This is a genomic window from Microbacterium sp. 22195, assembly GCF_052056515.1.
Taxonomy (GTDB): domain Bacteria; phylum Actinomycetota; class Actinomycetes; order Actinomycetales; family Microbacteriaceae; genus Microbacterium.
On sequence record NZ_JBQEPE010000002.1, the window covers coordinates 310,834 to 335,296 of the forward strand.

23 protein-coding genes are annotated in these 24,463 nt (G+C 69.4%); 14 read left to right on the forward strand and 9 right to left on the reverse strand.

From position 1 onward, the window contains the following. The first annotated feature begins 35 nt into the window (after nucleotides 1-35). Nucleotides 36-824, forward strand: coding sequence for a sulfite exporter TauE/SafE family protein (locus ACTJJ4_RS09575; RefSeq protein ID WP_440943089.1), 789 nt, complete (start codon nucleotides 36-38; stop codon nucleotides 822-824). Between the two features lie 109 nt (nucleotides 825-933). On the opposite strand, the gene ACTJJ4_RS09580 is transcribed toward ACTJJ4_RS09575, so the two are convergent. Next, nucleotides 934-4,737: an NPCBM/NEW2 domain-containing protein gene (locus ACTJJ4_RS09580; RefSeq protein WP_440943090.1), complete on the reverse strand. Its 3,804-nt coding sequence runs from the start codon at nucleotides 4,735-4,737 to the stop codon at nucleotides 934-936. A 162-nt stretch (nucleotides 4,738-4,899) separates the two neighbouring features. Here ACTJJ4_RS09580 and ACTJJ4_RS09585 point away from each other — a divergent pair, with 162 nt between their 5' ends. The 4 genes from ACTJJ4_RS09585 to ACTJJ4_RS09600 are packed head-to-tail and all read left to right on the forward strand — an operon-like array spanning nucleotide 4,900 to nucleotide 7,343. After that, complete coding sequence (locus ACTJJ4_RS09585) at nucleotides 4,900-5,361, forward strand: FAS1-like dehydratase domain-containing protein (RefSeq protein WP_440943091.1); 462 nt, start codon at nucleotides 4,900-4,902, stop codon at nucleotides 5,359-5,361. After that, complete coding sequence (locus ACTJJ4_RS09590; RefSeq protein WP_440943092.1) at nucleotides 5,361-5,762, forward strand: MaoC/PaaZ C-terminal domain-containing protein; 402 nt, start codon at nucleotides 5,361-5,363, stop codon at nucleotides 5,760-5,762. The genes ACTJJ4_RS09585 and ACTJJ4_RS09590 overlap by 1 nt, the downstream gene beginning before the upstream one ends. A gap of 1 nt (nucleotide 5,763) precedes the next feature. Further along, nucleotides 5,764-6,906, forward strand: coding sequence for a UDP-N-acetylmuramate dehydrogenase (locus tag ACTJJ4_RS09595; RefSeq protein WP_440943093.1), 1,143 nt, complete (start codon nucleotides 5,764-5,766; stop codon nucleotides 6,904-6,906). A gap of 38 nt (nucleotides 6,907-6,944) precedes the next feature. Further along, nucleotides 6,945-7,343, forward strand: a complete 399-nt coding sequence (locus ACTJJ4_RS09600; RefSeq protein ID WP_440943094.1) for a VOC family protein — start codon at nucleotides 6,945-6,947, stop codon at nucleotides 7,341-7,343. Nucleotides 7,344-7,400: 57 nt separating this feature from the next. Here ACTJJ4_RS09600 and ACTJJ4_RS09605 read toward each other — a convergent pair whose 3' ends face one another. From ACTJJ4_RS09605 to aceB, 6 genes are all read right to left on the reverse strand, one after another. Beyond that, entirely contained in the window at nucleotides 7,401-8,618 is a 1,218-nt protein-coding gene (locus tag ACTJJ4_RS09605) for a pyridoxal phosphate-dependent aminotransferase (RefSeq protein ID WP_440943095.1), read from the reverse strand. A 61-nt stretch (nucleotides 8,619-8,679) separates the two neighbouring features. After that, the gene (gene ald / locus ACTJJ4_RS09610) at nucleotides 8,680-9,771 is read right to left on the reverse strand and encodes an alanine dehydrogenase (RefSeq protein ID WP_440943096.1); all 1,092 of its coding nucleotides are present in this window, start codon (nucleotides 9,769-9,771) and stop codon (nucleotides 8,680-8,682) included. A 184-nt stretch (nucleotides 9,772-9,955) separates the two neighbouring features. Next, a complete protein-coding gene (locus ACTJJ4_RS09615) occupies nucleotides 9,956-10,642 on the reverse strand; it encodes a FadR/GntR family transcriptional regulator (RefSeq protein WP_440943097.1) in 687 nt (228 codons plus the stop codon). A 144-nt stretch (nucleotides 10,643-10,786) separates the two neighbouring features. Beyond that, entirely contained in the window at nucleotides 10,787-11,251 is a 465-nt protein-coding gene (gene rraA / locus ACTJJ4_RS09620; protein ID WP_440943098.1) for a ribonuclease E activity regulator RraA, read from the reverse strand. Between the two features lie 107 nt (nucleotides 11,252-11,358). Then, nucleotides 11,359-12,954 (reverse strand): isocitrate lyase, encoded by a 1,596-nt coding sequence (locus ACTJJ4_RS09625; RefSeq protein ID WP_440943099.1) that lies wholly within the window; start codon nucleotides 12,952-12,954, stop codon nucleotides 11,359-11,361. A gap of 28 nt (nucleotides 12,955-12,982) precedes the next feature. After that, entirely contained in the window at nucleotides 12,983-14,656 is a 1,674-nt protein-coding gene (gene aceB, locus ACTJJ4_RS09630; protein WP_292704536.1) for a malate synthase A, read from the reverse strand. Between the two features lie 131 nt (nucleotides 14,657-14,787). Between aceB and ACTJJ4_RS09635 the strand changes: the two genes are divergently transcribed. Continuing rightward, a complete protein-coding gene (locus ACTJJ4_RS09635; protein ID WP_440943100.1) occupies nucleotides 14,788-16,239 on the forward strand; it encodes a helix-turn-helix domain-containing protein in 1,452 nt (483 codons plus the stop codon). 3 nt (nucleotides 16,240-16,242) lie between these two features. Here the strand turns inward: ACTJJ4_RS09635 and ACTJJ4_RS09640 are convergent, their stop codons facing one another. Beyond that, nucleotides 16,243-16,803 carry a TetR/AcrR family transcriptional regulator gene (locus ACTJJ4_RS09640; RefSeq protein WP_440943101.1) on the reverse strand — a complete coding sequence of 187 codons (561 nt, stop codon included), beginning with the start codon at nucleotides 16,801-16,803 and terminating at the stop codon, nucleotides 16,243-16,245. Nucleotides 16,804-16,895: 92 nt separating this feature from the next. Here ACTJJ4_RS09640 and ACTJJ4_RS09645 point away from each other — a divergent pair, with 92 nt between their 5' ends. The 6 genes from ACTJJ4_RS09645 (at nucleotide 16,896) to ACTJJ4_RS09670 (ending at nucleotide 22,786) form a co-directional block, all read left to right on the forward strand. Next, the gene (locus tag ACTJJ4_RS09645) at nucleotides 16,896-17,594 is read left to right on the forward strand and encodes an MBL fold metallo-hydrolase (protein ID WP_440943102.1); all 699 of its coding nucleotides are present in this window, start codon (nucleotides 16,896-16,898) and stop codon (nucleotides 17,592-17,594) included. 113 nt (nucleotides 17,595-17,707) lie between these two features. Continuing rightward, entirely contained in the window at nucleotides 17,708-18,814 is a 1,107-nt protein-coding gene (locus ACTJJ4_RS09650; protein ID WP_440943103.1) for an ABC transporter substrate-binding protein, read from the forward strand. Continuing rightward, entirely contained in the window at nucleotides 18,811-19,602 is a 792-nt protein-coding gene (locus tag ACTJJ4_RS09655; protein WP_440943104.1) for an ABC transporter ATP-binding protein, read from the forward strand. Before ACTJJ4_RS09650 ends, ACTJJ4_RS09655 begins: the two co-directional genes overlap by 4 nt. Beyond that, nucleotides 19,595-20,446 carry an ABC transporter permease gene (locus tag ACTJJ4_RS09660; RefSeq protein WP_440943105.1) on the forward strand — a complete coding sequence of 284 codons (852 nt, stop codon included), beginning with the start codon at nucleotides 19,595-19,597 and terminating at the stop codon, nucleotides 20,444-20,446. Before ACTJJ4_RS09655 ends, ACTJJ4_RS09660 begins: the two co-directional genes overlap by 8 nt. A 101-nt stretch (nucleotides 20,447-20,547) precedes the next feature. Continuing rightward, nucleotides 20,548-21,912, forward strand: coding sequence for an NtaA/DmoA family FMN-dependent monooxygenase (locus ACTJJ4_RS09665; protein WP_440943106.1), 1,365 nt, complete (start codon nucleotides 20,548-20,550; stop codon nucleotides 21,910-21,912). Next, on the forward strand, nucleotides 21,905-22,786 hold the full coding sequence (locus ACTJJ4_RS09670; RefSeq protein ID WP_440943107.1) for a PfkB family carbohydrate kinase: 882 nt from the start codon (nucleotides 21,905-21,907) through the stop codon (nucleotides 22,784-22,786). The genes ACTJJ4_RS09665 and ACTJJ4_RS09670 overlap by 8 nt, the downstream gene beginning before the upstream one ends. Before the next feature lie 53 nt (nucleotides 22,787-22,839). On the opposite strand, the gene ACTJJ4_RS09675 is transcribed toward ACTJJ4_RS09670, so the two are convergent. Beyond that, nucleotides 22,840-23,439, reverse strand: coding sequence for a PadR family transcriptional regulator (locus ACTJJ4_RS09675; protein ID WP_440943108.1), 600 nt, complete (start codon nucleotides 23,437-23,439; stop codon nucleotides 22,840-22,842). 99 nt (nucleotides 23,440-23,538) lie between these two features. Here ACTJJ4_RS09675 and ACTJJ4_RS09680 point away from each other — a divergent pair, with 99 nt between their 5' ends. Together ACTJJ4_RS09680 and ACTJJ4_RS09685 are read left to right on the forward strand one after the other, a co-directional pair. Further along, complete coding sequence (locus tag ACTJJ4_RS09680) at nucleotides 23,539-24,048, forward strand: flavin reductase family protein (RefSeq protein WP_440943109.1); 510 nt, start codon at nucleotides 23,539-23,541, stop codon at nucleotides 24,046-24,048. Next, nucleotides 24,045-24,458 carry a riboflavin kinase gene (locus ACTJJ4_RS09685; protein ID WP_440943110.1) on the forward strand — a complete coding sequence of 138 codons (414 nt, stop codon included), beginning with the start codon at nucleotides 24,045-24,047 and terminating at the stop codon, nucleotides 24,456-24,458. The genes ACTJJ4_RS09680 and ACTJJ4_RS09685 overlap by 4 nt, the downstream gene beginning before the upstream one ends. The last annotated feature ends 5 nt before the right edge of the window (nucleotides 24,459-24,463 follow it).

The following is a 24,463-nucleotide window of genomic DNA, read 5'->3' on the forward strand; positions in this document are numbered from 1 at the left end:
AGGGCCGACGGGGCTCCCGGGATAGTCTGTTCATCGTGCGCGACGAACAGGCCATCACCCGGGGGCCTCGAGCGTACGTCGGCTTCGTGGCGATCGGCCTCATCGCCGGCCTCCTCTCCGGCCTGTTCGGCGTCGGCGGGGGCACGGTGATCGTGCCGCTGCTCGTGCTGCTGCTGGGCTTCGACCAGAGGCTCGCGGCCGGCACCTCGCTGACCGCGATCGTGCCGACGGCGAGCGTCGGCGTCATCTCGTACGCGCTCTCGGGATCGGTCGCCTGGATCCCGGCGCTCATCCTCGCTGCGGGGGCCGTGGTGGGCGCGCAGATCGGATCGCGGCTGATGCCGAGGGTCTCGCAGCGCGCGCTGCGCTGGGGCTTCGTCGCCTTCCTGCTCGTGGTGCTGGTGAGCCTCTTCCTGGTGATCCCGTCCCGCGACTCGGTGTTCCACCTGACCTGGCTGAACGGCGCCGGGCTAGTGCTGGTCGGCATCCTGACCGGCGTCATCGCCGGCCTGATCGGCGTCGGCGGAGGCGTGGTCGTCGTCCCCGTCCTGATGGTGGTGTTCGGCACAAGCGATCTGGTCGCCAAGGGCACGTCGTTGCTGATGATGATCCCGACTGCGGTGTCCGGCACCGTCGGCAACCTGCGTCATCGCAACGTCGACGTGGCGGGCGCTCTGGTCATCGGCGTCGCGGCCTGCACCACGACCGCTCTCGGCGCGTGGGTGGCGACCCTGATCGACCCGGCGGCGGGCAACATCCTGTTCGCCGCGTATCTCGTCGCGATCGCCGTGCAGATGAGCATCAAGGCGATCCGCAGCCGCTGAGGATCCGCTGAGTCCGCGGCGCTCGCCGCAGGGCGCGTGTCCGACACGGAGCAGGCGGCGCCTCCCGAAGGAGACGCCGCCCGCATCCGACGGATCAGCAGTGGAACGATCAACAGTGGAACAGGGCGTCTCCCCACACTCCGTGCGCACCGTTGATGCTGCCGGGAGCGGTCACGTTGAGGTCGATGTACTGCACCCCCGTGAGGTCGACGTTCACCTCCTCCGGAGCGAAGCCCGGCGTGAACGTGCGGGACTGGTAGCGGTTGGTCCCATCGGTGTCGACCGTGAAGATGACGTTGCCGGCGAAGCCCTTCTCGAGACCGACGGATGCCGTGAAGCTGGAGCACCTGCCGCCGAGGTAGTATGTCACCTTCGATGCGGCGTGCACGCCGAGGCCCTTTCCGTAGGTCGGGCTCGACCCGGTCGCCGGATCGACGTAGTTGATCGCCAGCGGAAGATCGGGCGAGGTCGCCGAGTCCTTGTTGGCGACGTCCCTGCCGATCACGCCCCAGCCGTTGGTCGCGCTGATCCAGTTCAGATCCGACGCGTAGACCGTGCCCGAGGGCGCCGGCGGCATCGGCTGGTCGACGACCTTCCAGTCGAAGATCTTCAGCCGGCTCTCGGTGGGCAGAACGACGTACGCGAGCTCCTTCGCCGGGTTCAGCCGCACGAGGTTCGAGTACACCTGGTACCTGCCGGTGGGGTACTCGTACACGTTCGGATTGGTCGCGCTGTTGCGCCCGAGGCTCGTGATCGCCACGCCGGCGCCGCCCAGACCGGATGCCTGCGGCAGCCAGTTCGGGAAGAACACGTTCTGCTTCGAGACCGTGCCGTCGGCGTAGTGCAGCTCGAGCGCGGGGTTGACGCCACCGCCGGATGCCGCGGAGGCCAGCACCGCGAGGTGCGTGCCCTTCCCTGTCAGCGCGACGGTCTGTCCGGCCGGGGAGACCGAGTCCTTCGCGCCGGACGGGTTCGGCCACGTGTATGCGATCGCCGCGTCGCCGGTGCCGACGGTGACCGTCGATCCGGGGGTGACGCCGGCCCGCGCCAGCGCCTCGGCCGAGAACGTGGCGCCGCCGCCGTCGAAGTCCCCGGCCTTCGCCGTGTCGATGGTGGTCACGGCGTCGGCGTTGTACGCGCCGGCCAGCGATCCGTAGGCGACGTAGATCTGGTTCGCCCCTGACGCCTGCTGCGCGGTCTTCTGCGCCGTGTAGTCGGCGACCACCTTCACGGTCTGCAGGTCGGCGGCGGCAGCATCCGTGACCTTCGCGCTGAAGGTGGCGGTCACCGAGGCGCCGGGCTCGACCACGGAGGCCTTGTCGCCCTTCGCGGAGACCAGAGACCAGCCCTCGGGGATCTGCGGGGAGAGAGTGACGTTCTCCTTCTTCTTGGTGCCGGTGTTGCGGAAGGTCGCCTCCACCGTGGTGGTGTCGCCCTGGAACACGCGGTCGTCGAGAGTCACCGAGACGGATGCCGCGGTGAGATCGGCGTCCCGTCCGCCGACGGCGCTGGTCGCCGCGAGCACGACCTCGGCCGATGCGGAGGAGGCGACGGCGGGAACCTTCACGCGGATGACGCCGCCGGCGTCCTCCGCGTCGAAGAACCAGCCCGATGCGGCGGCATCCAGCGCTTCGCGGGAAGCGGCCTGCTTCAGGCCCTTGCCGTCGATCGACACGTTCGCAGGAGCGGAGCCGGTGTGCGCCTCGATCACGTACGGCCGGGCGTCGGCCTTGCCGTCGTAAGAGCCGGCGCGCTTGCCGATTCCGATCACGACCGAGCCCTTCTTGCCGGCAGCCGGAGCATCCACGGTGAACTTCTGGGTGCTGGAGGCGCCGTCCGCGTAGGCGCGGGTGACCTGGTCGTCCTCGTAGAGCGAGAACGAGCTCTCGCCCTGCGGGAACAGCGACAGCGTCACGGGGGAGTCCGCCGGAACCAGCGACGCGTTGCGGGCGGTGATGCCCTGGGGCACCACCGCGCCGGCGCGCACGAAGATCGGCAGTCTGTCCAGTGGAGCGGGGTGGCCGTTCAGCACCTGTCCGCCCTCGTGCACGGCTCCGGTCCAGAAGTCCACCCACTGGGATCCGGCCGGCAGGTAGATGCCGTTGCGCACGTCGGTCTTCGTGAAGACCGGGGCGACCAGGTAGTCGCTGCCGAGCAGGAACTCGTTGTTCGCCTCGACGCTGTACGAGCCGGGGTCCTTCGGGTACTCCAGTGCCAGCGAGCGCATCATGGGCAGCCCCGAGCGGTGGGACTCGGCGGCCAGCGTGTAGATGTACGGCATCAGACGCTGGCGCAGCTGCAGGTAGCTGCGGTTGATCTTCGTCGCCTCGTCGCCGTACAGCCACGGCCGCTTGTCGACCGAGGCCCAGCCGCTCATCGAGTAGAGCGCCGGGGCGAACGCCTTCCACTGCAGATCGCGCACATAGCTCTCCGGCGAACCGCCGAAGATGCCGTCCACGTCGCCCGTGGAGAACGCGAGGCCCGAGTTCCCCGCACCGGTCAGCGCGGAGATCTGCCAGCGCACGGCGTCGAGGTTGCCGGAGTGGTCGCCCGTCCACTGCATGCCGCAGCGCTGGGCACCGGCCCAGCCCTCGACCATGAGCGCGGTGCCGCGGGCATCCGAGTACTTCTCGATGCCGTCGTGCGCGGCCTCGCAGCCGGTTAGGGCGAGACGGTAGCCGCTGCCCACCCACGCGACGTCGAGCTTGCGCAGCCGCACGCCGGCTTCGCCGACCTCGTACTCCTGCTTGTCCAGCGAGCGCTGGGTCCACAGGCCGGTCTTCAGATCGGTCTGCTCCTGGATGGCGTCGATGGTCTCGGGCAGCTCCTGGTACTCGCAGCCGTAGCCGTCGTTGACCAGCATCCAGCCGGCCGGCATGTCGTTCTCGACGAAGCCCTTGGCGACGTCGAGCGCCTGCGGGGTGCGCAGCTTCGACGGCGTCCTGGTGCCCGAATAGGTGGGGCTGGAGCGGTTGTAGCAGTCCGCGTCGCCGTACTCCAGCGCGTACACGGGCGGCATCATCGGCCGGCCGGTGAGCTGCGTGTACGACTCGAGGGACTGCTCGTAGTCGCCCACGAAGTAGTACGCGTCGAACCGGCGCTCCTGGTGCGTGGTGGTGTGCTGGGCGAAGTCGTAGGTGCCCTTCGCGAAGGTGTTGCGCAGCACGCCGTAGCCCTGGGAGGACATGTAGTACGGCACCGCGTTCGGGTAGCCGTCGTCGTCCCAGTCGAAGTTGTTGGCGATGTTGATGACCGATCCGGTGTGGATCGAGCGGCCGTTCTGCATGCCGCCGCCGAGGATCTGCTCGCCGTCCTGACTCTTCAGGTGCTGCGTGGCGGAGTTCTTGCCGAAGGTGATGGCGGCGGTCTCCGCGAAGATCGTCGAGCCGTCGGCGCGGGTGGCTGCGACCATACCTGTGGCGCGGTCGACCGAGACCGCGACGGTCTTCGACGCGATGCGGATCACGTCGCCCTCGGCGACCGCGACATCCGCGCCGCCGAACGTCTTCGCGCCCACCACGATGTCGGCGGTGCGCGCCGCGTCGCCCTGCGGGGTGTTCGCGGGATCGGTGAAGGATCCGCTCGGGTCGGCCTCGAGCCGGAAGGTGCCGTCCTCGAGGAAGGTCACGCGCATGGCGCCGTGCTCGGCGGTGAGGGTGACCGACGCTCCATCGCGCTGCACGTCCGTGATCGAGCCGATCGAGGTGCCGGTGGAGTCGACGGGGACCTCGGGCGAGGCGGGCCGGGGAGTGATCGGGGTGGGGGCGGACGACGCCTTCACCGCCGTCTGGGCGATCGATGCGGCCGATGCCGCCGATGCAGTGCCGGCGATCCCGATGCCGGACACCCCCAGGGCGATGGCGAGGCCGAGCGCACGCAAGCGCGGGCGGCAGGATGGTGAGTTCAACTTCATCGTCTCCTCTGAGTGACTGATTCTGATCGTTCAATGGCAGAAACAATCGCATTTAATCAATGAGCTGGCTGATGGTCAAGGGGTCCGCTCGTGTTCGCACAGGAGAATTCCCACGGTGGCGGGCAGACGACGGCGCCCAGCGGCCCCGGATAGGATCGAGGGGTGCCCGTGAACAACGATCTGGTCGGCCGGGAGTTCCCGCCGACGGCCCCCTACCTCGTCGGCCGCGAGAAGGTGCGCGAGTTCGCGCGCGCGGTCTTCGCCGACGCTCCGCAGCACACCGACGTCGCAGCCGCGCAGGTGGCCGGCTACGCGGACGTCGTGGCTCCGCCCACCTTCGCGATGGTGATCCAGGACCTCACGCTGCAGCAGCTGCTCGCCGAGCCCGACTCCGGGATCGTGCTGGCCCGCACCATCCACGCCGAGCAGCGCTTCACCTACTCGCGCCCGATCGTCGCGGGCGACGAGCTCACCGCGCAGCTGTCGGTCACCGGCATCCGCGCACTCGGCGGCAACGCGATGATCACGAGTGACGCGACCATCACCGATGCGGCCGGCGAGCACGTCGTGACCGCGACGAGCGTGCTGCTGGTCGGCTCGGACTCCGAGGGAGAGGACGCCTGATGGCCGGGTTCACCGTGGGCGACGTCATTGCCGAGCGCACCGTGCATCTGACGCGCGAGTCGCTGGTGCGCTATGCCGGGGCGTCCGGCGACTTCAACCCGATCCACTACCGCGACGACGTCGCAGCGGCCGTCGGCCTGCCCGGCGTGCTGGCGCACGGGATGCTGACCATGGGCCTGGCCTCCTCGGTCGTCGTCGCCGCTCTCCCCGCCGATGCGCGGCTGATCGACTACGGCGTGCGCTTCACGAAGCCCGTCGTCGTCGACCCCGAGAACGGCGCCGACGTGCACGTGCTCGCGAAGGTCGGCACCGTGGACGAGACCTCGGCGCGCATCGACCTGACCGTGAAGGCGGCCGAGACGACCGTGCTCGTCAAGGCGCAGCTGCGGGTCGCGCTCTGACATGGCGTCGCTCGAGGTCACCCCGATCCCGCTGCGGCAGCTGACCACGCTTCGCACCGGCGCCGCTCCCGAGCGGATGCTGGATGCCGCCTCCACCGCCGAGCTCGTCGACGCGCTGCACGAGGCGTGGGCTACCGGCGACGAGTGGTTCGTGCTGGGCGGCGGGTCGAACCTGTTCGTGGGCGACGAGCCCTTCGAGGGCGCGGTGATCCGCATCCTGACCTCCGGCATCGAGGAGCTCCCGTCTCCGCACGAGGGTCGCATCCGGCTGCGCGCGCAGGCCGGGCACGGCTGGGACGACCTGGTCGCCTATGCCGTCGCGCGCGGCTATGCGGGCATCGAGGCGATGAGCGGCATCCCCGGGACCGTCGGCGCCGCACCCGTGCAGAACGTCGGCGCCTACGGTCAGGAGATCCAGGAGACGCTCGTCGAGGTGGAGCTGATCGACGAGGGCGCGAACGCGCCGGTCGTCGTGCCGGCCGCCGATCTGGGCCTGGGTTTCCGCACCTCGGTGCTCAAGCACCACTACGGCGGCGTCCCGCAGCGACGAGCGGTGATCACGTCGGTCACGCTCGACCTCGCCGTCACGGGCGACGCCGGGCGGGTGATCCGCGGCGAACAGCTGCGCCGTGCCCTGGGCCTGGAGGGCTTCGACCCGGTGCCGCTGGACTGGGTGCGCACCCGCATCCTCGCCACGCGCGCGGCGAAGGGGATGCTGCTTGACGAGGACGATCCCGACACCCACAGCGCCGGGTCGTTCTTCCAGAACGCGATCGTGCCCGAGCACGTCGCCCGCACCCTGCCGCCGGAGTGCCCGCGCTGGCCGGTCGAGCCCGACCTCGACACCATGACCGTGATCCCGCTGGAGAACTACTACGGGCTCACGCCGCGCGCCGACCGCCCGGAGGGCCTCGTCAAGGTCAGCTCCGCCTGGCTGATCGAGCACTCCGGCATCGGCAAGGCGTTCAAGCTCCCTCGGTCACGGGCATCCGTCTCGACCAAGCACGCCCTCGCACTGACCAATCGCGGCGGGGCGAACGCGGCGGAGCTCAGCGAGCTGGCCCGCTTCATCCAGAGCCGTGTGCACTCCGAGTTCGGCCTGCTGCTGCAGCCGGAGCCTGTGCTCGTGGGGGTGGAGCTGTAGGTCTGGTGATCGCGACCCATCCTGCGTAGGCTCGCCGGATGAGCGGATTGATCCCCTACCTGCTGTTCCCCGGAGACGCAGCCGAGGCGCTGCAGCAGTACGCCGCGATCTTCGGCGGCGAACTGCAGATGTTCACCTACGCGCAGGCCGGGCGCACCGACGGTCCCGAGGACGCGATCGCGCACGGGATGCTGGTGAACGGCCCGGTCGAGCTGGCGGGAGCGGATGCCGCGACCGGCGAGGACGCGGTGGCGATGAGCGGCATGTTCCTCTCGCTGCTCGGCACGGCGGACCCGGACACGCTCGCCGGGTGGTTCGACGCGCTCGCTGCGGGCGGGGAGGTCATTGACCCGCTGCAGAAGCGCCCCTGGGGTGATTCCGACGGCACGCTGGTCGACAGGCACGGGGTGCGCTGGCTGATCGGGCACCAGGGCTGAAGACGGCGCCCCCGGCACGGATGTCCATGCCAGGGGCGCCGGGAGGATCGCAGCGGCTCAGGACGCGAACAGCTTCTGCAGGCGCTGCACGCCCTCCAGAAGCTGGTCGTCGCCCAGCGCGTAGGACATGCGGATGTAGCCGGAGGGGCCGAACGCCTCACCTGGCACGACCGCGACCTCGGCCTCGTCGAGGATGAAGTCCGCGAGCTCGAGCGAGGTGGTGGGCGTCACGGTGCTGCCGTCGCGGCGGGTCCACGTGCGGTTCAGCAGGCCCTGCACGTCGGGGTACACGTAGAAGGCGCCCGTGGGGGTCGGGACGACGAGACCCTCGATCTTCGACAGCTCGGAGACGATCAGGCGGCGACGGCGGTCGAAGGCCTGGCGCATCTGCTCGGCCTCGTCCTGCGGTCCGTTCAGGGCGGCGATCGCGCCGCGCTGCGCGACGTTGTTCACGTTGCTGGACAGGTGCGACTGCAGGTTGCCCGCGATCTTGATGGCATCCGCGGGTCCGACCATCCAGCCCACGCGCCAGCCCGTCATCGCGTAGGTCTTGGCCACGCCGTTGACGAGGATCGTCTGGTTCGCGATCTCGGGCAGCGCCTGCACCACCGAGGTGGCCTTCACGCCGTCGTAGGTGAGGTTCTGATAGATCTCGTCGGAGATGATCCAGATCCCGTGCTCGAGGGCCCACTCGGCGATGGCCTTCGTCTCCTCGGCGGAGTAGACCGAGCCGGTCGGGTTGGACGGCGAGACGAACACGAGCACCGTGGTGCGCTCGGTGCGTGCGGCCTCGAGCTGAGCGACCGTGACCTTGTAGTCCTGATCGGCGCCGGCGAAGACCTCGACCGGGGTGCCGTCGGCCAGGCGGATGGCCTCGGGGTAGGTGGTCCAGTACGGGGCCGGCAGCAGCACCTCATCGCCCGGGTTCACCACGGTCTGGAAGGCCTGGTAGACCGACTGCTTGCCGCCGTTCGTGACGATGATCTGGCTGGGGGAGACCTCCAGCCCCGAGTCGCGCAGCGTCTTCGCGGCGATCGCCTCGCGCAGCGCCGGAAGACCGGGGGCGGGGGTGTAGCGGTAGTTCGCCGGATCGGCGAGGGCCTCGGCCGCAGCGTCCACGATGAACTGCGGGGTGGCGAAATCGGGCTCGCCGGCCGCGTAGGAGATGACGGGCTTGCCCTCAGCCTTGAGGGCCTTGGCCTTGGCATCCACCTTCAGGGTGGCGGACTCGGCGATGGCGGACAGCTTGCGGGAGAGTGGTGCGCGTTCGGTCACGGCATCCATCGTACGCGGGCGCGGGTCAGGAGAACGGAATCCTGACCCGCGCCCAGAACGATCATGCGGCGAGACCGTGCGCCTCGGCGACTGCCGAGAGTGTGATCCGGCCGCTCTTGACGTTGAGGCCCTTCGCGAGGGCGGCATCCTCGGACGCAGCGCGGTCCCAGCCCTTGCCGGCGATCGCCGACACATACGGCAGTGTGGCGTTGGTGAGCGCGCGAGTGGCGGTCTCCGGCACGGCGCCGGGCATGTTCGCCACGCAGTAGTAGATCGAGTCGTGCACGGCGAAGGTGGGGTCGTCGTGTGTGGTGGGGCGCGAGCCCTCGAAGCATCCGCCCTGATCGATCGCGATGTCCACCAGCACCGAGCCCGGCTTCATGCCCGCCACCATCTCGTCGGTGACGAGCTTGGGCGCCGCGGCGCCGGGGATCAGCACTGATCCGATCACCAGATCGGCCGTGGCGAGCTCCTCGGCGATGTCGTAGCGGCTGGATGCCCGGGTCTCGAGCGCGCCGCCGTAGCGGTGCTCGAGCTCCCGCAGGCGGGGGAGCGAGATGTCGAACACGGTGACCTTCGAGCCCAGGCCCAGCGCGTTCGCGGCCGCGTGCTCGCCAGCCACCCCGCCGCCGATCACCACGGTCTTGGCCCGCGGAGTGCCGGCGATGCCGCCGAGCAGGGTTCCCCGGCCGCCGTTGGAGCGCATCAGCGAGTACGAGCCGACGGTCACCGAGAGGCGACCGGCGATCTCGCTCATCGGCACGAGCAGCGGCAGGCTGCGATCCGGCAGCTGCACGGTCTCGTAGGCGACGGCCGTGGTGCCCGCGTCGACGAGCGCGCCGGTCAGGGCCCGGTCGGCGGCGAGGTGAAGGTAGGTGAAGAGTGTCAGGTCGGGACGCAGGAAACCGTACTCCTGAGCGATCGGCTCCTTGACCTTCAGGAGCAGATCCGCCTCGCCCCACGCCTCCTCGGCCGAAGCGACGATCTCCGCGCCTGCGGCCACATAGGCGTCGTCGGTGATGCGCGATCCGAGGCCGGCGCCGGACTGCACGAGGACGCGGTGGCCTTCGTGCACGAGTCGGTCGGCGCCGGCAGGGGTGAGCGCGACGCGATTCTCGTTGTTCTTGACTTCGGTGGGTACGCCGATCTTCATTGATTCTCCTGGTGTGTGGGTGACAGCAGAGCGTAGAAGAGAATCGCAGAAACACCGGGCGTGCGGGGAAGCATCCGAAGAATCTGCACAATCCGGCGAAAACAGGACAGAATCCTCGAAAAGAGTGGCGTCTGGAGCAGTCTCGTCGCGCAGATCAGCGACGCCGGTGCGTGGGCCTGTCGTGTCAGCGCGTCTCGCGGTTGCGGACCGCGGACTCCTGGGCGTCCAGGATGCTCAGCGCCGCCAGCACCGCGGCGGCGTGGTCCTGCTTGCGGATGACGTCCAGCAGGTCCTCGTGGTCGTGCGCCAGCTCGATGCTGCCGGGGATGTAGCAGTCGTTCAGCTCGACGGTGGAACTGATCACCGCCGAGAAGCTGCGGTACATCTCGCGCAGCGTGCGGTTGTGCGCAGCATCGGCCAGCCCGACATGGAAGTCGACGTCGGCCTGCACGAAGGTCGCCTCGTCGCCTTCGTCCGCAGCGCGACGCCGGCGCTGGAGGATGCCCGTCAGCCGATCCAGGTCGCCGTCCGTGCGGCGGAGGGCGGCGGCTCGTGCGGCTGCGATGTCCAGGCCCCGACGCACCTCGATGACCTCGACGACTTCGGCCGCGCCGAGCCGCCGTCGCAGTGCGACATCGGACTCGTCGGTGGCGATCACGAACGTGCCGTCCCCCTGACGGGACGAGAGCAGACCCGCGTGCACCAGTGCGCGTGTCGCCTCGCGGACGGATGCCCGGCTCATGCCGAGCTCCTCGGCCAGCTTGGCCTCGGCGGGCAGCCGCTGTCCGACAGGCCAACTGCCGTTGTCGATCTGCTCGCGGAACTGCTCGATGGCCTCATCGACGAGCGACCTGCGTGGGATGGGGCGCATCGAGTCCTCCCGAGAGTGAGGTGGTCATCCAAGCCGACCGCCGCGGGCGTCGATGAAGTCGAACCACCCGCGCAGACCACCATGTGATCTCACTGAGCACACTACCCAGTGATCGGGTCTGCCGAAAATGCGCCGGCTCAGGCCTCAGCGCTCGACGAGGATGCCGTCCTCATCGGCGTGCAGCAGTGCGCCGGGGCGGAAGGTCACGCCGCCGAACTCGACCACGACGTCGACCTCGCCCGTGCCCTCCTTCGCGCTCTTGCGCGGGTTGGTGCCGAGTGCCTTGACGCCCAGCGGCATCCCGAGCAGCGCCACGCTGTCGCGCACGCATCCGTTGATCACGACGCCGGCCCAGTCCGAGTCCACGGCGCTCTGCGCGATCATGTCGCCCATCAGCGCGGTCTCCAGGGAGCCGGCCCCGTCCACGACCAGCACCGCGCCGTCGCCCGGTGTCTGCAGGATCCGCTTCACCAGTGCGTTGTCCTGGAAGCAGCGCACGGTGCGGATGCGGCCCTCGAAGCGGAGCAGGCCGCCGAAGGAGCGCAGCTGCAGGGGGAGGGACTGCAGGGCATCGCCGTGCAGGTCGTAGAGGTCGGCGGTGGAGATCATGCGGGCTCCTTCGGATGTGCGGGCGGTACTGATGCACGACGCGGGAACACCTGCACGGCCGACTCGGCGAATCGGTCGTGCAGGCGTTCCACGGTCGTGCAGGTGCGTCAGCTGAACTGGTTCATGGTGTTGTGCTGGCCGCCGGCCTTGAGGGCGGCGTCTCCGGCGAAGTACTCCTTGTGGTTGTCGCCGAGGTCGCTGCCGGCCATGTTCTGGTGCTTGACCGTGGCGATGCCCTGGCGGATCTCCTGGCGCTGCACGTCGCGGACGTAGGTCAGCATGCCCTCGTCGCCGAAGTAGCCCTTGGCGAGGTTGTCGGTCGACAGCGCGGCCGTGTGGTACGTCGGCAGGGTGATCAGGTGGTGGAAGATGCCGGCGCGGGCCGACCCGTCGCGCTGGAACGTGCGGATCTTCTCGTCGGCGATGCGGGCGAGCTCGGTGTCGTCGTAGTCGACGCTCATCAGCTTGTCGCGGTCGTAGGCGGAGACGTCCTGACCCTGCTCGACGAGCTGGTCGTAGGCCTGCTGCCGGAAGTTCAGCGTCCAGTTGAACGACGGGCTGTTGTTGTACACCAGCTTGGCGTCCGGGACGACCTCGCGGATGCGGTCGACCATCTCGGCGATCTGCTCGACGTGCGGCTTCTCGGTCTCGATCCACAGCAGGTCGGCGCCGTTCTGCAGCGAGGTGATGCAGTCCAGCACCACGCGGTCGACGCCCGTGCCCTGACGGAACTGGTAGAGGTTGCTGGCCAGGCGCTTCGGCCGCAGCAGCTTGCCGTCGCGCTTGATGATCACATCGCCGTCGCCGAGCTCGGCCTCGCCGATCTCCTCGACGTCGAGGAACGAGTTGTACTGGTCGCCCAGGTCGCCGGGCGTCTGGCTGACGGCGAGCTTCTGGGTGAGGCCCGCGCCGAGCGAATCGGTGCGGGCGACGATGATGCCGTTGTCGATGCCGAGCTCGAGGAACGCGTAGCGGACCGCGTTGAGCTTGGCGATGAAGTCCTCGTGCGGGACCGTGACCTTGCCGTCCTGGTGACCGCACTGCTTCTCGTCCGAGACCTGGTTCTCGATCTGGATGGCGCAGGCGCCGGCCTCGATCATCTTCTTGGCTAGCAGGTACGTCGCCTCGGGGTTGCCGAAGCCGGCGTCGATGTCGGCGATGATCGGCACGACGTGGGTCTCGAAACCGTCGATCTGGGACTGGATGAACTCCGCCCCGGTCTCGTCTCCGGCCGCACGTGCGGCATCCAGCTGGGTGAACAGCAGATCGAGCTCACGGGCATCCGCCTGGCGGAGGAACGTGTAGAGCTCCTGGATCAGCGCGGGGACGACCGTCTTCTCGTGCATGGACTGGTCGGGGAGCGGCCCGAACTCGGAGCGGAGTGCCGCGACCATCCAGCCCGAGAGGTACAGGTAGCGCTTGTTCGTCGACTTCAGGTGCTTCTTGATCGAGATCAGCTTCTGCTGCCCGATGAAGCCGTGCCAGACGCCGAGCGACTGGGTGTAGACCGACGAGTCGGCGTCGTACTCGGCCATGTCGCGGCGCATGATGTCGGCGGTGTACTGCGCGATCTCGAGGCCCGTGCGGAAGCGGTTCTGCGCCCGCATCCGCGCGGCCGACTCGGGGTCGATGGCGTTCCACGCGGAGCCGTTCGCGTCCTTGAGCTCCTGGATGGCGGCGATGTCGTCCTGGTAGTGAGTCATGTCATGTCCTTCTCAGTGGGGCGGGTCGTCAGTCGGTCTCGGTCAGGAAGCGGGATGCCGGGAGCGTCAGGAACGCGGGGAACTCCGGGTGCAGGGCCACCTCGCGGAACACCTCGGCGGCGTCGTCGAAGCGGTCGCCCTCGGTGCGCGGGGTGTGCGCGAGCATCTCGGCGATGAGGCGCTCGACGTAATCGGCGGTGATCAGGTCGCCCTCCTCGGTGCGGCGGTCCTGGTGGATCCACTGCCACACCTGGGAGCGGCTGATCTCGGCCGTCGCGGCGTCCTCCATCAGGTCGTCGAGTGCCACGGCGCCGAGGCCCCGCAGCCACGCCTCGATGTAGCGGATCGCCACCGACACGTTGTCGCGCACGCCCTTCTCGGTGATCGGGCGTCCGATGCGCAGGTCCAGCAGCTGAGCGGCCGTCACCTGCACGTCGTCGCGCTGCCGGTCGATCTGGTTCGGGCGGTCGCCGAGCACGGCGTCGAACTCGGCCTGTGCGGCGGGGATCAGGTCGGGGTGGGCCACCCAGGTGCCGTCGAAGCCGTCGCCGGCCTCGCGTCGCTTGTCGGCGGCCACCTTCTCCAGCGCGCGCTCGGTGACCTCGGGGTCGCGGCGGTTCGGGATGAAGGCGCTCATGCCGCCGATGGCGTGGGCTCCGCGCTGGTGGCAGGTCTTCACCAGCAGCTCGGTGTAGGCCCGCATGAACGGCACGGTCATGGTGACCTCGCTGCGGTCGGGGAGCACGAAGCGCGCGCCGCGACCGCGGTAGTTCTTGATGATCGAGAAGATGTAGTCCCAGCGGCCGGCGTTGAGCCCTGCGCAGTGGTCGCGCAGCTCGTAGAGGATCTCGTCCATCTCGAACGCGGCGGGCAGCGTCTCGATCAGCACGGTCGCGCGGATCGTGCCGTGCGGGATGCCGATGTACTCCTCGCTGAAGGAGAAGACGTCGTTCCACAGCCGCGCCTCCTCGCTGGACTCCAGCTTGGCGATGTAGAAGTACGGGCCGCGGCCGGCGTCGATGAGCGCCTGCGCGTTGTGGAAGAAGTACAGGCCGAAGTCCACCAGGGAGCCGGATGCCGACAGGGTGCGCCCGGTGCGGTCGATGAAGTCGATGTGCTTCTCGGCGAGGTGCCAGCCGCGCGGGCGCATCACGATCGTGGGGGTGCGCTCGGCCGTGACGCGGTACTCCTTGCCGTCGGCGCTGGTGTGGGTCAGCTCGCCGCGGATCGCGTCGCGCAGCGACAGCTGGCCGCCGATGACGTTGCCCCACGTGGGGCTGGTGGCGTCCTCCTGGTCGGCCAGCCACACGCGGGCGCCGGAGTTGAGGGCGTTGATGGTCATCTTCGGGTCGGTGGGTCCGGTGATCTCCACGCGGCGGTCCTCGAGGCCGGGGCCTGCGCCGGCGACGCGCCAGTCGGCGTCCTCGCGGATGTGCGCGGTGTCCTCGCGGAAGCGCGGGTCGTGGCCGTTGCCGATCTCGAAGCGGCGACGCATGCGGTCGGCCAGGCGGTCGAGGCGGCGGCCGGCGAAGCGGTGGTGCAGCTCGGTGAGGAAGGCCAGGGCCTCCGGCGTCAGGATCTCGTCGAACCGGTCGTTCAGGGGTCCGGTGATGCGCAGCGCGGGACCGAGCTCGGGCCGGGCGGATGCGACGGCGTCGACGATCCTGATCTGGTCGTTCTGTGCAGCAGTGGCGATGCTCATGATCTGTCTCCTCCGTGAGATGGGATGCCGGGGTGGCTTGACATCCACTGTGGGTGAAGATTCAGGCGTCGACCGACCATTTCAAGGGAGAAGTTTTCTGAAATTTCTGTTTCTGTGACACACTTGCCCCCATGGCCAGCACGGATGCCCCAGAAGAGTCCGACGCCCTCACGATCGGGCGGCGGATCAGGCAGCTCCGCACCGCGCAGGGGATGACCCTGGAGGAGCTCGCGACGCGCATCGACCGCGCGCCCAGTCAGGTGTCGATGTTCGAGACCGGGAAGCGCGAGCCCAAGCTCACCCTGCTGCAGTCGATCGCCCGCGCCCTGGGCACCACGATCGACGCGCTGCTGGAGGGCGAGCCGCTCGATGAGCGCAGCACGATGGAGATCGCGCTGGAGCGCGCGATGAAGGGGCAGACGTTCCAGGCCCTCGGCATCCCCTCCTTCCGCATCGGCAAGTCGATGCCCGATCAGGCGCTGGCCGCGATGCTGGCCCTGCACGGCGAGATCGAGCGGCTGCGCGACGAACGGGCCGCCACCCCGGAGGAGGCGAGGCGGGCCAACGTCGAGCTGCGTCACCTCATGCGCAGTCAGGACAACTACTTCGCGGATCTGGAGGCCCAGGCGGCCGACATCCTCGCGGCGGTGGGGCATCCCGGCGGGCCGATCACGCAGCGCACGGCATCCGAGATCGCCGCGCATCTCGGCTTCACGCTGCACTACGCGAACGATCTGCCGCAGACGACCCGCAGCGTCGCCGACCTCGCGCACGGCCGGCTGTACCTCTCCGGCAACGTGCAGGCGAAGGGCGATGCCCGCACCGCGGTGCTGCAGGCGCTGTCCAGTCGCATCCTGGGCCACGGCGAACCCCGCAGCTACGCCGAGTTCCTGCGGCAGCGCGTGGAGACCAACTACCTCACCGGGGCGATCCTCGTGCCCGAGTCGCACGTCGTCCCGGTGCTGCAGGAGGCGAAGTCCCGTCGCGCGATCTCGGTCGAGGATCTGCGCGACGCCTACTCCGTGTCGTATGAGACGGCCGCGCACCGCTTCACGAACCTCGCGACGCGGCATCTGGACATCCCGGTGCACTTCCTCAAGGTGCACGAGTCCGGCACGATCACCAAGGCGTACGAGAACGACGATGTGAACTTCCCCACCGACAGGCTGGGCTCGATCGAGGGGCAGATGTGCTGCCGGCGCTGGACCAGCCGCGAGGTGTTCGAGGTGGAGGACCGCTTCAACCCGTACTACCAGTACACCGACACCGGCAACGGCACGTACTGGTGCACGGCCCGGGTCGAGCCCTCCAGCGAGGGGCTGCACTCGGTGAGCGTGGGCGTGCGCTTCGACGACACGAAGTGGTTCGTCGGCCGCGACACGACCAACAGGGGCGTCTCGAAGCACTCCGTCGAGGTGTGCTGCCGGCGTGCGCCCGCCGAGCTCGAGGAGCGCTGGCGCGAGCAGTCCTGGCCGAACGTGCGCACCCCGCGCACCCTGCTGGCCACGCTGCCGACAGGCTCGTTCCCCGGTGTCGACACGACCGACGTGTACGAGTTCCTCGAGGCGCACGCCCCGCGCTGACCGTCAGCCGCGTCGCACCCCGATGGCGCCCAGCAGGGCGTCGAGTCCGAACTCGAACGCCTCGTCGACGTCGCCGCCGAGGCGGAAGGCGCCGGCCTGCTCCATGGTGCAGAAGCCGAAGATCCAGGCGGTGAACGTGCGTGCGGCCGGGAGGGGGTCTCCGGGGACCGCGGCGGCGATCGCGGTCATCAGCGCGGTGAGCAGCGGCTCGGCGGATGCCGGGGTCGGGCCGGCCTGGGCGGAAGGGGCGGCGAAGATCAGCGCCGAGACGCGGGGAGCGCGCGCAGCATACGAACGCAGCGCGCGCGCGAGCACGGTGAGCGCTCCCGCCGGGTCTTGTGCCGGAAGCTCGGAGATGTCGGTCACGAGCTCGCGCACGGCGTCATCGGCGGCCAGGCGCAGCAGATCGTGTCGCTGAGCGGCCCGCTTGTACAGGCTCGGAGTGCGCACGCCGACGGCGGACGCCACCGAGCTCATGGTGACGGCGTCGATGCCGTCGCGCTCGGCGATCTCGCGGATGGCGTGCACCAGGCGCTCCTGGCTCACGCGCAGCGGTGCGGGCATGCATCCTCCCTGTGCTCGTCCTTCGATCTGTGCTGGTCCTTCGATCATAAGGCTATTGACATTAGCCATCAAGGCTACGTAATGTAGCCAACATGAACGCACAGCTCATCCGAATCGGCGACGACCTGGTCGCCATGCACGCGATCTCGACCGACGAGGGCATCACGCTCGTCGACGCCGGGCTGCCCGGCGATCGCCGCGCCCTGCAGGCGGCGCTGCACGCCGCGGGCCATGACATCGCCGACATCCGCGGCGTCGTGCTGACGCATGGCGACAGCGACCACATCGGCATCGCGGAGTGGCTGCGCGCTGAGCACGGCGTTCCGGTGCACGTGCACGAGGCGGATGCCGCGCGGGCCAGGGGAGAGGAGAAGTCCCACGCCGCGGGTGGCGCGTGGCGGCTCGGTGCCACCGTCCGCTTCCTCGTGACCGGCATCCGGCGCGGCGCGCTGCGCACGCGTCATCTGGGTGAGGTGCGCACCTTCCGTGACGGCGACGTGCTCGACCTGCCGGGCCGCCCCGAGATCATCGGCCTGCCCGGCCACTCGGCCGGATCGGTCGCCATCCGCGTTCCCGCGGCGGATGCCGTCTTCCTCGGTGACGCCGTGACCACGCGCAATGTGCTCACGGGCGTCCAGGCGGTGGCGCTCGGGCCGTTCAGCGATGCGCCGGACCAGACCCCGGCGAGCCTCGAGCGCCTGCGCGGACTTCCCGAGCGGCGGATGCTGCCCGGCCACGGTCCGGAGTTCGCCGGCACCGCCGATGAGCTGATCGCGGCGCTCGCCCGCTGATCACGGCGGGGCCCGGGTCCACCTTCGTCAAACTCGTTCGTTCTTGCATAGTCAATCTTGACTATGTTACTTTCGACGAGCCATCAACGACGAACGGCCGAGAAGGGACCCCCATGGCTCACGCTGAAACCCGATTCCGCACTGCCGCCACCCTGACGTGTGTTCTCACAGCCGCACTGGCACTGGGCGGCTGCGCCGCACAGTCCAGCGCCGGCGGAACCGCTCCCGACAAGGCGGCCGTCGATGCCGACGCCTGCCAGCGGAATCAGGATGCCGGAACGATCACCTACATCTCCGGCTACGGCTACTCCGCCAGCGCCGGCCAGCTCGACGTCTTCCTCGCCCAGGAGCTCGGCTACTTCGACGACCTGTGCCTGAAGGTCGAGATCAACGCCTCCGGAGCGAACGGGCAGCAGCTCGTGGCCTCCGGCCAGGCGCAGTTCACGGCGCTCGGCTCGGCATCCGATGTCATGCTCGCCGCCGCCAACAGCAAGAACCTCACGGCCGTCGCCACCTACGGCACCACGTCGCCGTTCTCGATCTTCGGCAACGAGAAGCTGAAGAGCCTCAAGGACCTCGAGGGCGGCTCCCTCGGCTACTTCATCAACCTCACTCCCATCGCGTCGGCCATGCTCGACAACGCCGGAGTGGATGCGTCCAAGGTCGAGATGGTCAAGATGACCAACTACGACCCCACCGTCGTCGTGCGCGGCCAGGTCGACGCGATCGTCGGCTACGCCTCGAACCAGCCGCAGTCGCTGAAGGCGCAGAACCAGCCGTTCAGCGAGTTCCTCCCGGAGGACGAGGGCGTCGAGGGCACTTACAACGTCATGGAGGTCAACTCGCGCTTCCTCAAGGAGCACCGCGAGGTCGCCGCCGACTTCATGCGCGCGAGCCTGAAGGCCCTGCAGTACTGCCTCGACGAGAGCGACGCCTGCATCGACAAGCTCGCCAAGCTCGCCGAGGACAACAACCAGGGTGCCGCGTTCCCGCGCGAGCAGCTCGCCCGCACCTGGGCCGTCGAGTCGGAGTGGGTGCGCGCCAGCAAGGGCGGCCACCCCGGCGTGCACACCGAGGCCATGTGGGAGCCCGAGTACAAGCTGGTCGAGAAGTACGGCAACGTGAAGTCGGTCCCGAAGATCGCCGACATGATGGACACCGAGCTCGTGGCTGACCTCTACGACGGCGACGAGCTGATCTGGCCGGAGGCCGGAAAGTGACCGCCGGCGCCGGTGTCGAGGTCCGCGGCGTCACCAAGCGCTTCGGAGTCGACGGCCGGCAGGTGACCGTGCTCGACGACATCGACCTCACGATCGGCATGGGCGAGTTCGTCTCGGTGATCGGACCCAGCGGATGCGGCAAGTCGACGCTCCTGAAGGTGGTCGCGGGCCTGCTGGATGCCGAGGAGGGCACCGTCACCATCGACGGCGAGAGCGTGACCGCGGCATCCAGGGACAAGAAGATCGGTCTCGTCCCGCAGTCGCCGGCTCTGCTGCCCTGGAAGACCGTGCTCGAGAACGTCGAGCTCCCGCTGCGCATCAACCGGAAGCCGGGCGGGAGCCGGCAGGCGGGCGACGCCGAGCGGCTGCTGTCCACCTTCGGCCTCGGCCACGCCGTGAAGAAGTACCCCGGTCAGCTGTCGGGCGGCATGCAGCAGCGCGCCGCCATCGCACGGGCCTTCGTGTTCGATCCCGCCATCATGCTGATGGACGAGCCGTTCTCGGCGCTGGACGAGATGAACCGCGACCTGCAGCGCATGGCGCTGCTGGACTTCTGGCAGTCCAACCGCAAGGCGGTGATGTTCGTCACGCACTCCGTGCCCGAGGCGATCATGCTGTCCGACCGCATCGTCGTCATGGCCGCGCACCCGGGCCGCATCGCCGAGATCATCGACGTGGACCTGCCCCGCCCGCGCGGCGAGGACGCCTGGGCCACCGACGAGTACCGCGACCTGGAGAGGACCGTGCGCGAAACCCTGCGCGCACAGATGGAGAAGGCTCATGTCTGACATCACCATCCGCGACACGACCGCGACGATCGCCGCGGCCACCGCCCGTGCGGCTGGTCCGCGCCGGGGGATGCCGCCGTGGCTGCGCTGGGGCTCCTGGGTGCCGACCCTGATCACCTTCCTGATCGCCGCCGTGCTGTGGCAGGTCATCGCCTGGACCAACCCCTACGTGCTCCCCTCGCTGGGGGACATCGGCGCGAGCCTGATCGGCGACGCGTCGATGTACTGGTCCAACTTCCTCGTCACCCTGCTCGAGGTCGTCGTCGGCGCCGCCGCCGGCATCCTCGCCGGATTCCTCCTGGCCGTGGTGATGACCGAGTTCCAGATCATCGAGCGGGCCGTCATGCCGCTGGTGATCATCGTGATGGTCACCCCGATCGTCGCGATCGCCCCCGCGCTCGTGGTCGCGTTCGGCTTCGGCATGGTGCCGAAGTTCATCGTCACCGGACTCGTGGTCTTCTTCCCCATGCTCGTGAACTCGCTCGCGGGTCTGCGCGACGTCGACCAGCGCGCCCTCGACGTGTTCACCACTCTGCACGCCAGCCGCTGGGAGATCTTCCGGGAGCTGCGCTTCCCCGGCAGCATGCCGTACGTGTTCGCGGGTCTGCGCATCGCGCTGCCGATGGCCGTGGTCGGCGCGGCCGTCGCCGAGTTCGTGGCGGCCGGTCAGCAGGCGGGCCTGGGCTCGCTCGTGACGACCTCCGCCGCACAGGCCAACCTGCCCGTGACCTGGGGCGCCATCACCCTGCTCGCGATCACCGGCGTGCTGCTGATCGTGCTGCTCGCCCTGGTGCGCAGGCGCCTGCTGTGGTGGAGCGACGGCGAGGTCACCGCCAAGGGCTGATCCGCCGCATCCATCCCTCCGTCCCCGGGCGACCCACGCCCTCGGGTTCCCTCGGCGCACCCGAAAACAGCATCCATCGACCTCCGAAAGAAAGGCACATCATGGCCAAGCAGCTGCGACTCGGACTCTTCGAGAACGCCCAGGCGAACGACTCGGGCACCGCGACCTGGCGGCACCCCGACAACAAGCGCTACCTGTTCGACAGCCTCGACTACTGGCGCGGCACCGCCCGCATGGTCGAGGACGCCGGCTTCGACTTCCTCTTCCTCGCCGATGCGTGGGGCTGGGCGGACGTCGCCGGCGACCGGCCGGAGATCTGCTCGGTGGAGGGACTGGACCTGCCGCGGCTCGACCCGGCGATCATCCTCGGCGCGCTGATCCCCGAGACCAGCCGCCTCGGTCTCGTCGCCACCGGCTCGACCCTGCTGGAGGCGCCGTACAGCTTCGCGCGCCGGATGGCCACGCTCGACATCCTCTCGGGCGGACGCATCGGCTGGAACGTCGTCACCACCGGCACCGCCGACACCGCCGTGCAGGGCTTCGGCGTGCCGATGGTCGGCCACGACGAGCGCTACGTGATGGCGGACGAGTTCATGCAGGTCGTCTACAAGCTGTGGGAGGAGGCCTGGGAGGAGGGCGCTCTGGAGCGCGACAAGGACGGCCGCTTCGCCGACCCCGCCAAGGTGCACCGGATCGCCCACGAGGGCACCTACTTCCGCTCGCACGGCTACGGCAACACCTCGCGATCGCCGCAGGGCACCCCGGTGCTGTTCCAGGCGGGCGCGTCGCCGGCCGGCCGTGAGTTCGGCGGAAAGCACGGCGAGGCGATCTTCGTCGGCAGCGGCTCGGTCGAGCAACTGCTCGGACACTCCAGCGCCATCCGCGACGAGGCCGAGAAGAACGGCCGGGCCCGCACCGACGTCAAGATCATGTCGGCCTTCGCGGCCGTGGTCGGCAGCACCGAGGAGGAGGCGCGCCGCAAGTACGCCGAGGTCGCGGATGCTCAGAACCCGGAGGTGACGGTGGCCTCGTACGCGTGGTTCACGGGCCTCGACCTCTCGGCATACGCGCCCGACACCCCGATGTCGGAGCTGAGCACCGAGCTGTCGCAGACCCAGGTCGCCCGCTTCGCCGACAAGACGGTCGGCGATGTGCTCGGCGACTGGCATGCGCACGGGGTGGGCGCCCGCCCCATCGTCGGCACCCCCGAGCAGATCGCGGACCGCATGATCGAGCTGGCCGACGGCGCCGACCTGGACGGCTTCCTCTTCGCGCCGACCATCCCGCCGGCATCGACCGAGGACTTCATCGAGCACGTGCTGCCGATCCTCAAGGACCGCGGCGCGATCGCCCCGCAGCCCGAGCAGCCGCAGTCGCTGCGCGAGCGTCTGATCGGCACGTCGACCCCGGCCCTGGCCGAGACCCACATCGGATCCTCGTACCGGAAGTCGCTCACGCGTGTCTGACTCCCTCACCGGAGTCGTCGTGGTGGGGAGCGCGAATCTCGACATCGTCGTCGGGATCCCGCGGCTCCCCACCCTCGGCGAGACGCTGCTGGGCGAGGCGCTCGGGCGCTTCCCCGGAGGCAAGGGGCTGAACCAGGCGGTGGCGTCGGCCCGTTCCGGCGCTCCCACCCGGATGTGCGCGATGGTGGGGGACGACGAGGCCGGCGATCTGCTGCAGGCGTCGGCGCGGGATGCCGGGGTCATCGGCGAATTCCGCCGCACGGATGCCGCGCCCACGGGCGTCGCGCACATCCTCTCGGTGCACGGCGACAACAGCATCCTGGTCGCCGCCGGAGCCAACCGCGAGCTCGCCGCCGCGGATGCCGCGGCCGACGTCGCCGGCGCCGCCGTCGTGCTCGCCCAGCTCGAGGTGCCGGTCGAGGCCGTGGAAGCCGCGCTCGCCGCCGCGAGGGCCGCCGGCTCGCTGACGATCCTCAACGCGGCTCCGGCTGCCGAGGCCGCGCTCGCGCTTCTCGGCGACGTGGACATCCTGGTGGTGAACGAGACCGAGGCGGATGAGCTCGGCGGCATCGCGCGCCTGCACGCGGGCGGGGCGTCGATCGTGATCCGCACCCTCGGTGCGGACGGCGTGGAGCTGCACCGTGCGGGGGAGGAGCCCTGGTACGTGCCGGCGTTCCCCGTCGACGCGGTGGACACCACGGGCGCGGGCGACGCGTTCTGCGGTGCACTGGCCGCGGCGCTGGCCGGCGGCATCCGCTTGGCCGACGCCCTGCTGCGCGCGGCGGCGGCCGGCGCGATCGTCGCGAGTCATCGCGGCGCGACGACGGATACCCTCACGCCCGAGGCGATCGACGGACTGGTGCGCGGTCGCTGACGTGGAGGTGCACCGGCGCTGACGCGTGTTCTGGCAGGTTCCGGGTACCCGCGTCAGGCGTCGGAGGCAGGGGTGCCCGCGGGCTCGGGCGTCTCGCCCGCGAAGCGGTACTCGCCGGCGCGCAGGCGCTCGAGCAGCGCGAGGGTCCACTCCTTCTCGGCGGTGAGGCGCGCGGTGGACAGGTCGAAGATCTCCCGCACGTACTTGGGCGTGGTCTCGGATCGCAGCGTGTCCTGCACGTTGAATCCGTTGGTCGTGATGATCGAGTCGCTCTTGCTGAGCCTGTTCTCCAGGCCTGCGATGACCTCCTGCCGACTGAGGACGAACATGAACGACGCGATCGTCATGATCGCCTCGGTGTCGAACGGCTTCACGTTCCAGAGGTTCTCGCGCAGCATCCGCTGCAGCTCCACCTCGCCCGACGGGGTGATCCGGTAGGTCGTGCGCGCGGGACGCTTTCCCTCTGCGACCGTGCCGTTCTCGACGATGTAGCCGTCGACCTCGAGCGCGCGCAGCGCGTTGTAGATGGAGCCGGGCTGGATGCGCGCCCACTCGTCGATGTGCCAGGTCATCAGCTCGCGACGCAGGAAGTAGCCGTGCACCGGCTGGAACTGCTTGACGGCACCGAGGACGACGAGGCGTGTGGTCGACATGGGCCCATGCTATCCAGCCGAAGGCCGAATCCGTGTTGTCTTGCATGATCACGATGTCGTACAGTTTTATATAGTCAAAGTTGACGAAAGGATCCGGAGATGACCTCTGTGGCAGAACCGCTCACCCGTGACCTCGCTCTGCGCCGTGCGTTCTCGCTGTACCCGACCGGCGTGGTCGCCCTGGCCGCCGAGGTCGAGGGCGTGCCCGTCGGCATGGCGGTGAACTCCTTCACGTCGATCTCGCTGGAGCCCGCGCTGGTCGCGATCAGCGCGGCTCGCACGTCGCGCACCTGGCCGCTGCTGTGCGGCGTGCCCGAGCTGGGCATGAGCGTGCTGGGTCACGATCAGGAGCAGTTCTCCCGCCGTCTCGCAGCGCGCGAGGGCGACAGGTTCGGGGATCAGCCGATGCGGCACGCGGAGCAGGGTGCGCTGCTGGTCGAGGGTGCCGCACTCTGGCTCACCTGCCGTCCCTATGCCACCTACGACGGCGGCGATCACGAGATCGCCCTGTACGAGATCGCGGACGTGCAGCTCTTCGACGGCGTCGAGCCGCTCGTGTTCCACCAGAGCCGCTACCGCAGCATCGTCGGCGACCCGCCGCGCGGATGAATCCGGCGCGCAGGGGCCCGCTGACGCTCGGCGGGCGCGTCGTCCCCGGCGACGGGCGAGGACGCGTGATCGGATTCCCCACGGCGAACCTGGCCTGCCTCGACGCGGACATCCCCGAGGACGGCGTCTACGTCGCGACGGCGCTCATCGGCGGCACCGGCCCGTCCCCGTGGGGCGCCACGGTCAGCATCGGCATGAATCCCACGTTCGCGGGGGAGCGGGCACGCCGAGTGGAGGTCTTCGTCCATGACCTCGACCTCGACCTGTACGGCCGGTTCATGCGCGTCCGCCTGCACGAGAGGATGCGTCCGACGCTGCGCTTCGACGACGTCGCGGCCCTCATCGCCCAGACCGAGATCGACGTGCGGCGGAGCAGGCGGATCCTCGCCGAGCGCATCCTGCAGCGCTGATCCCG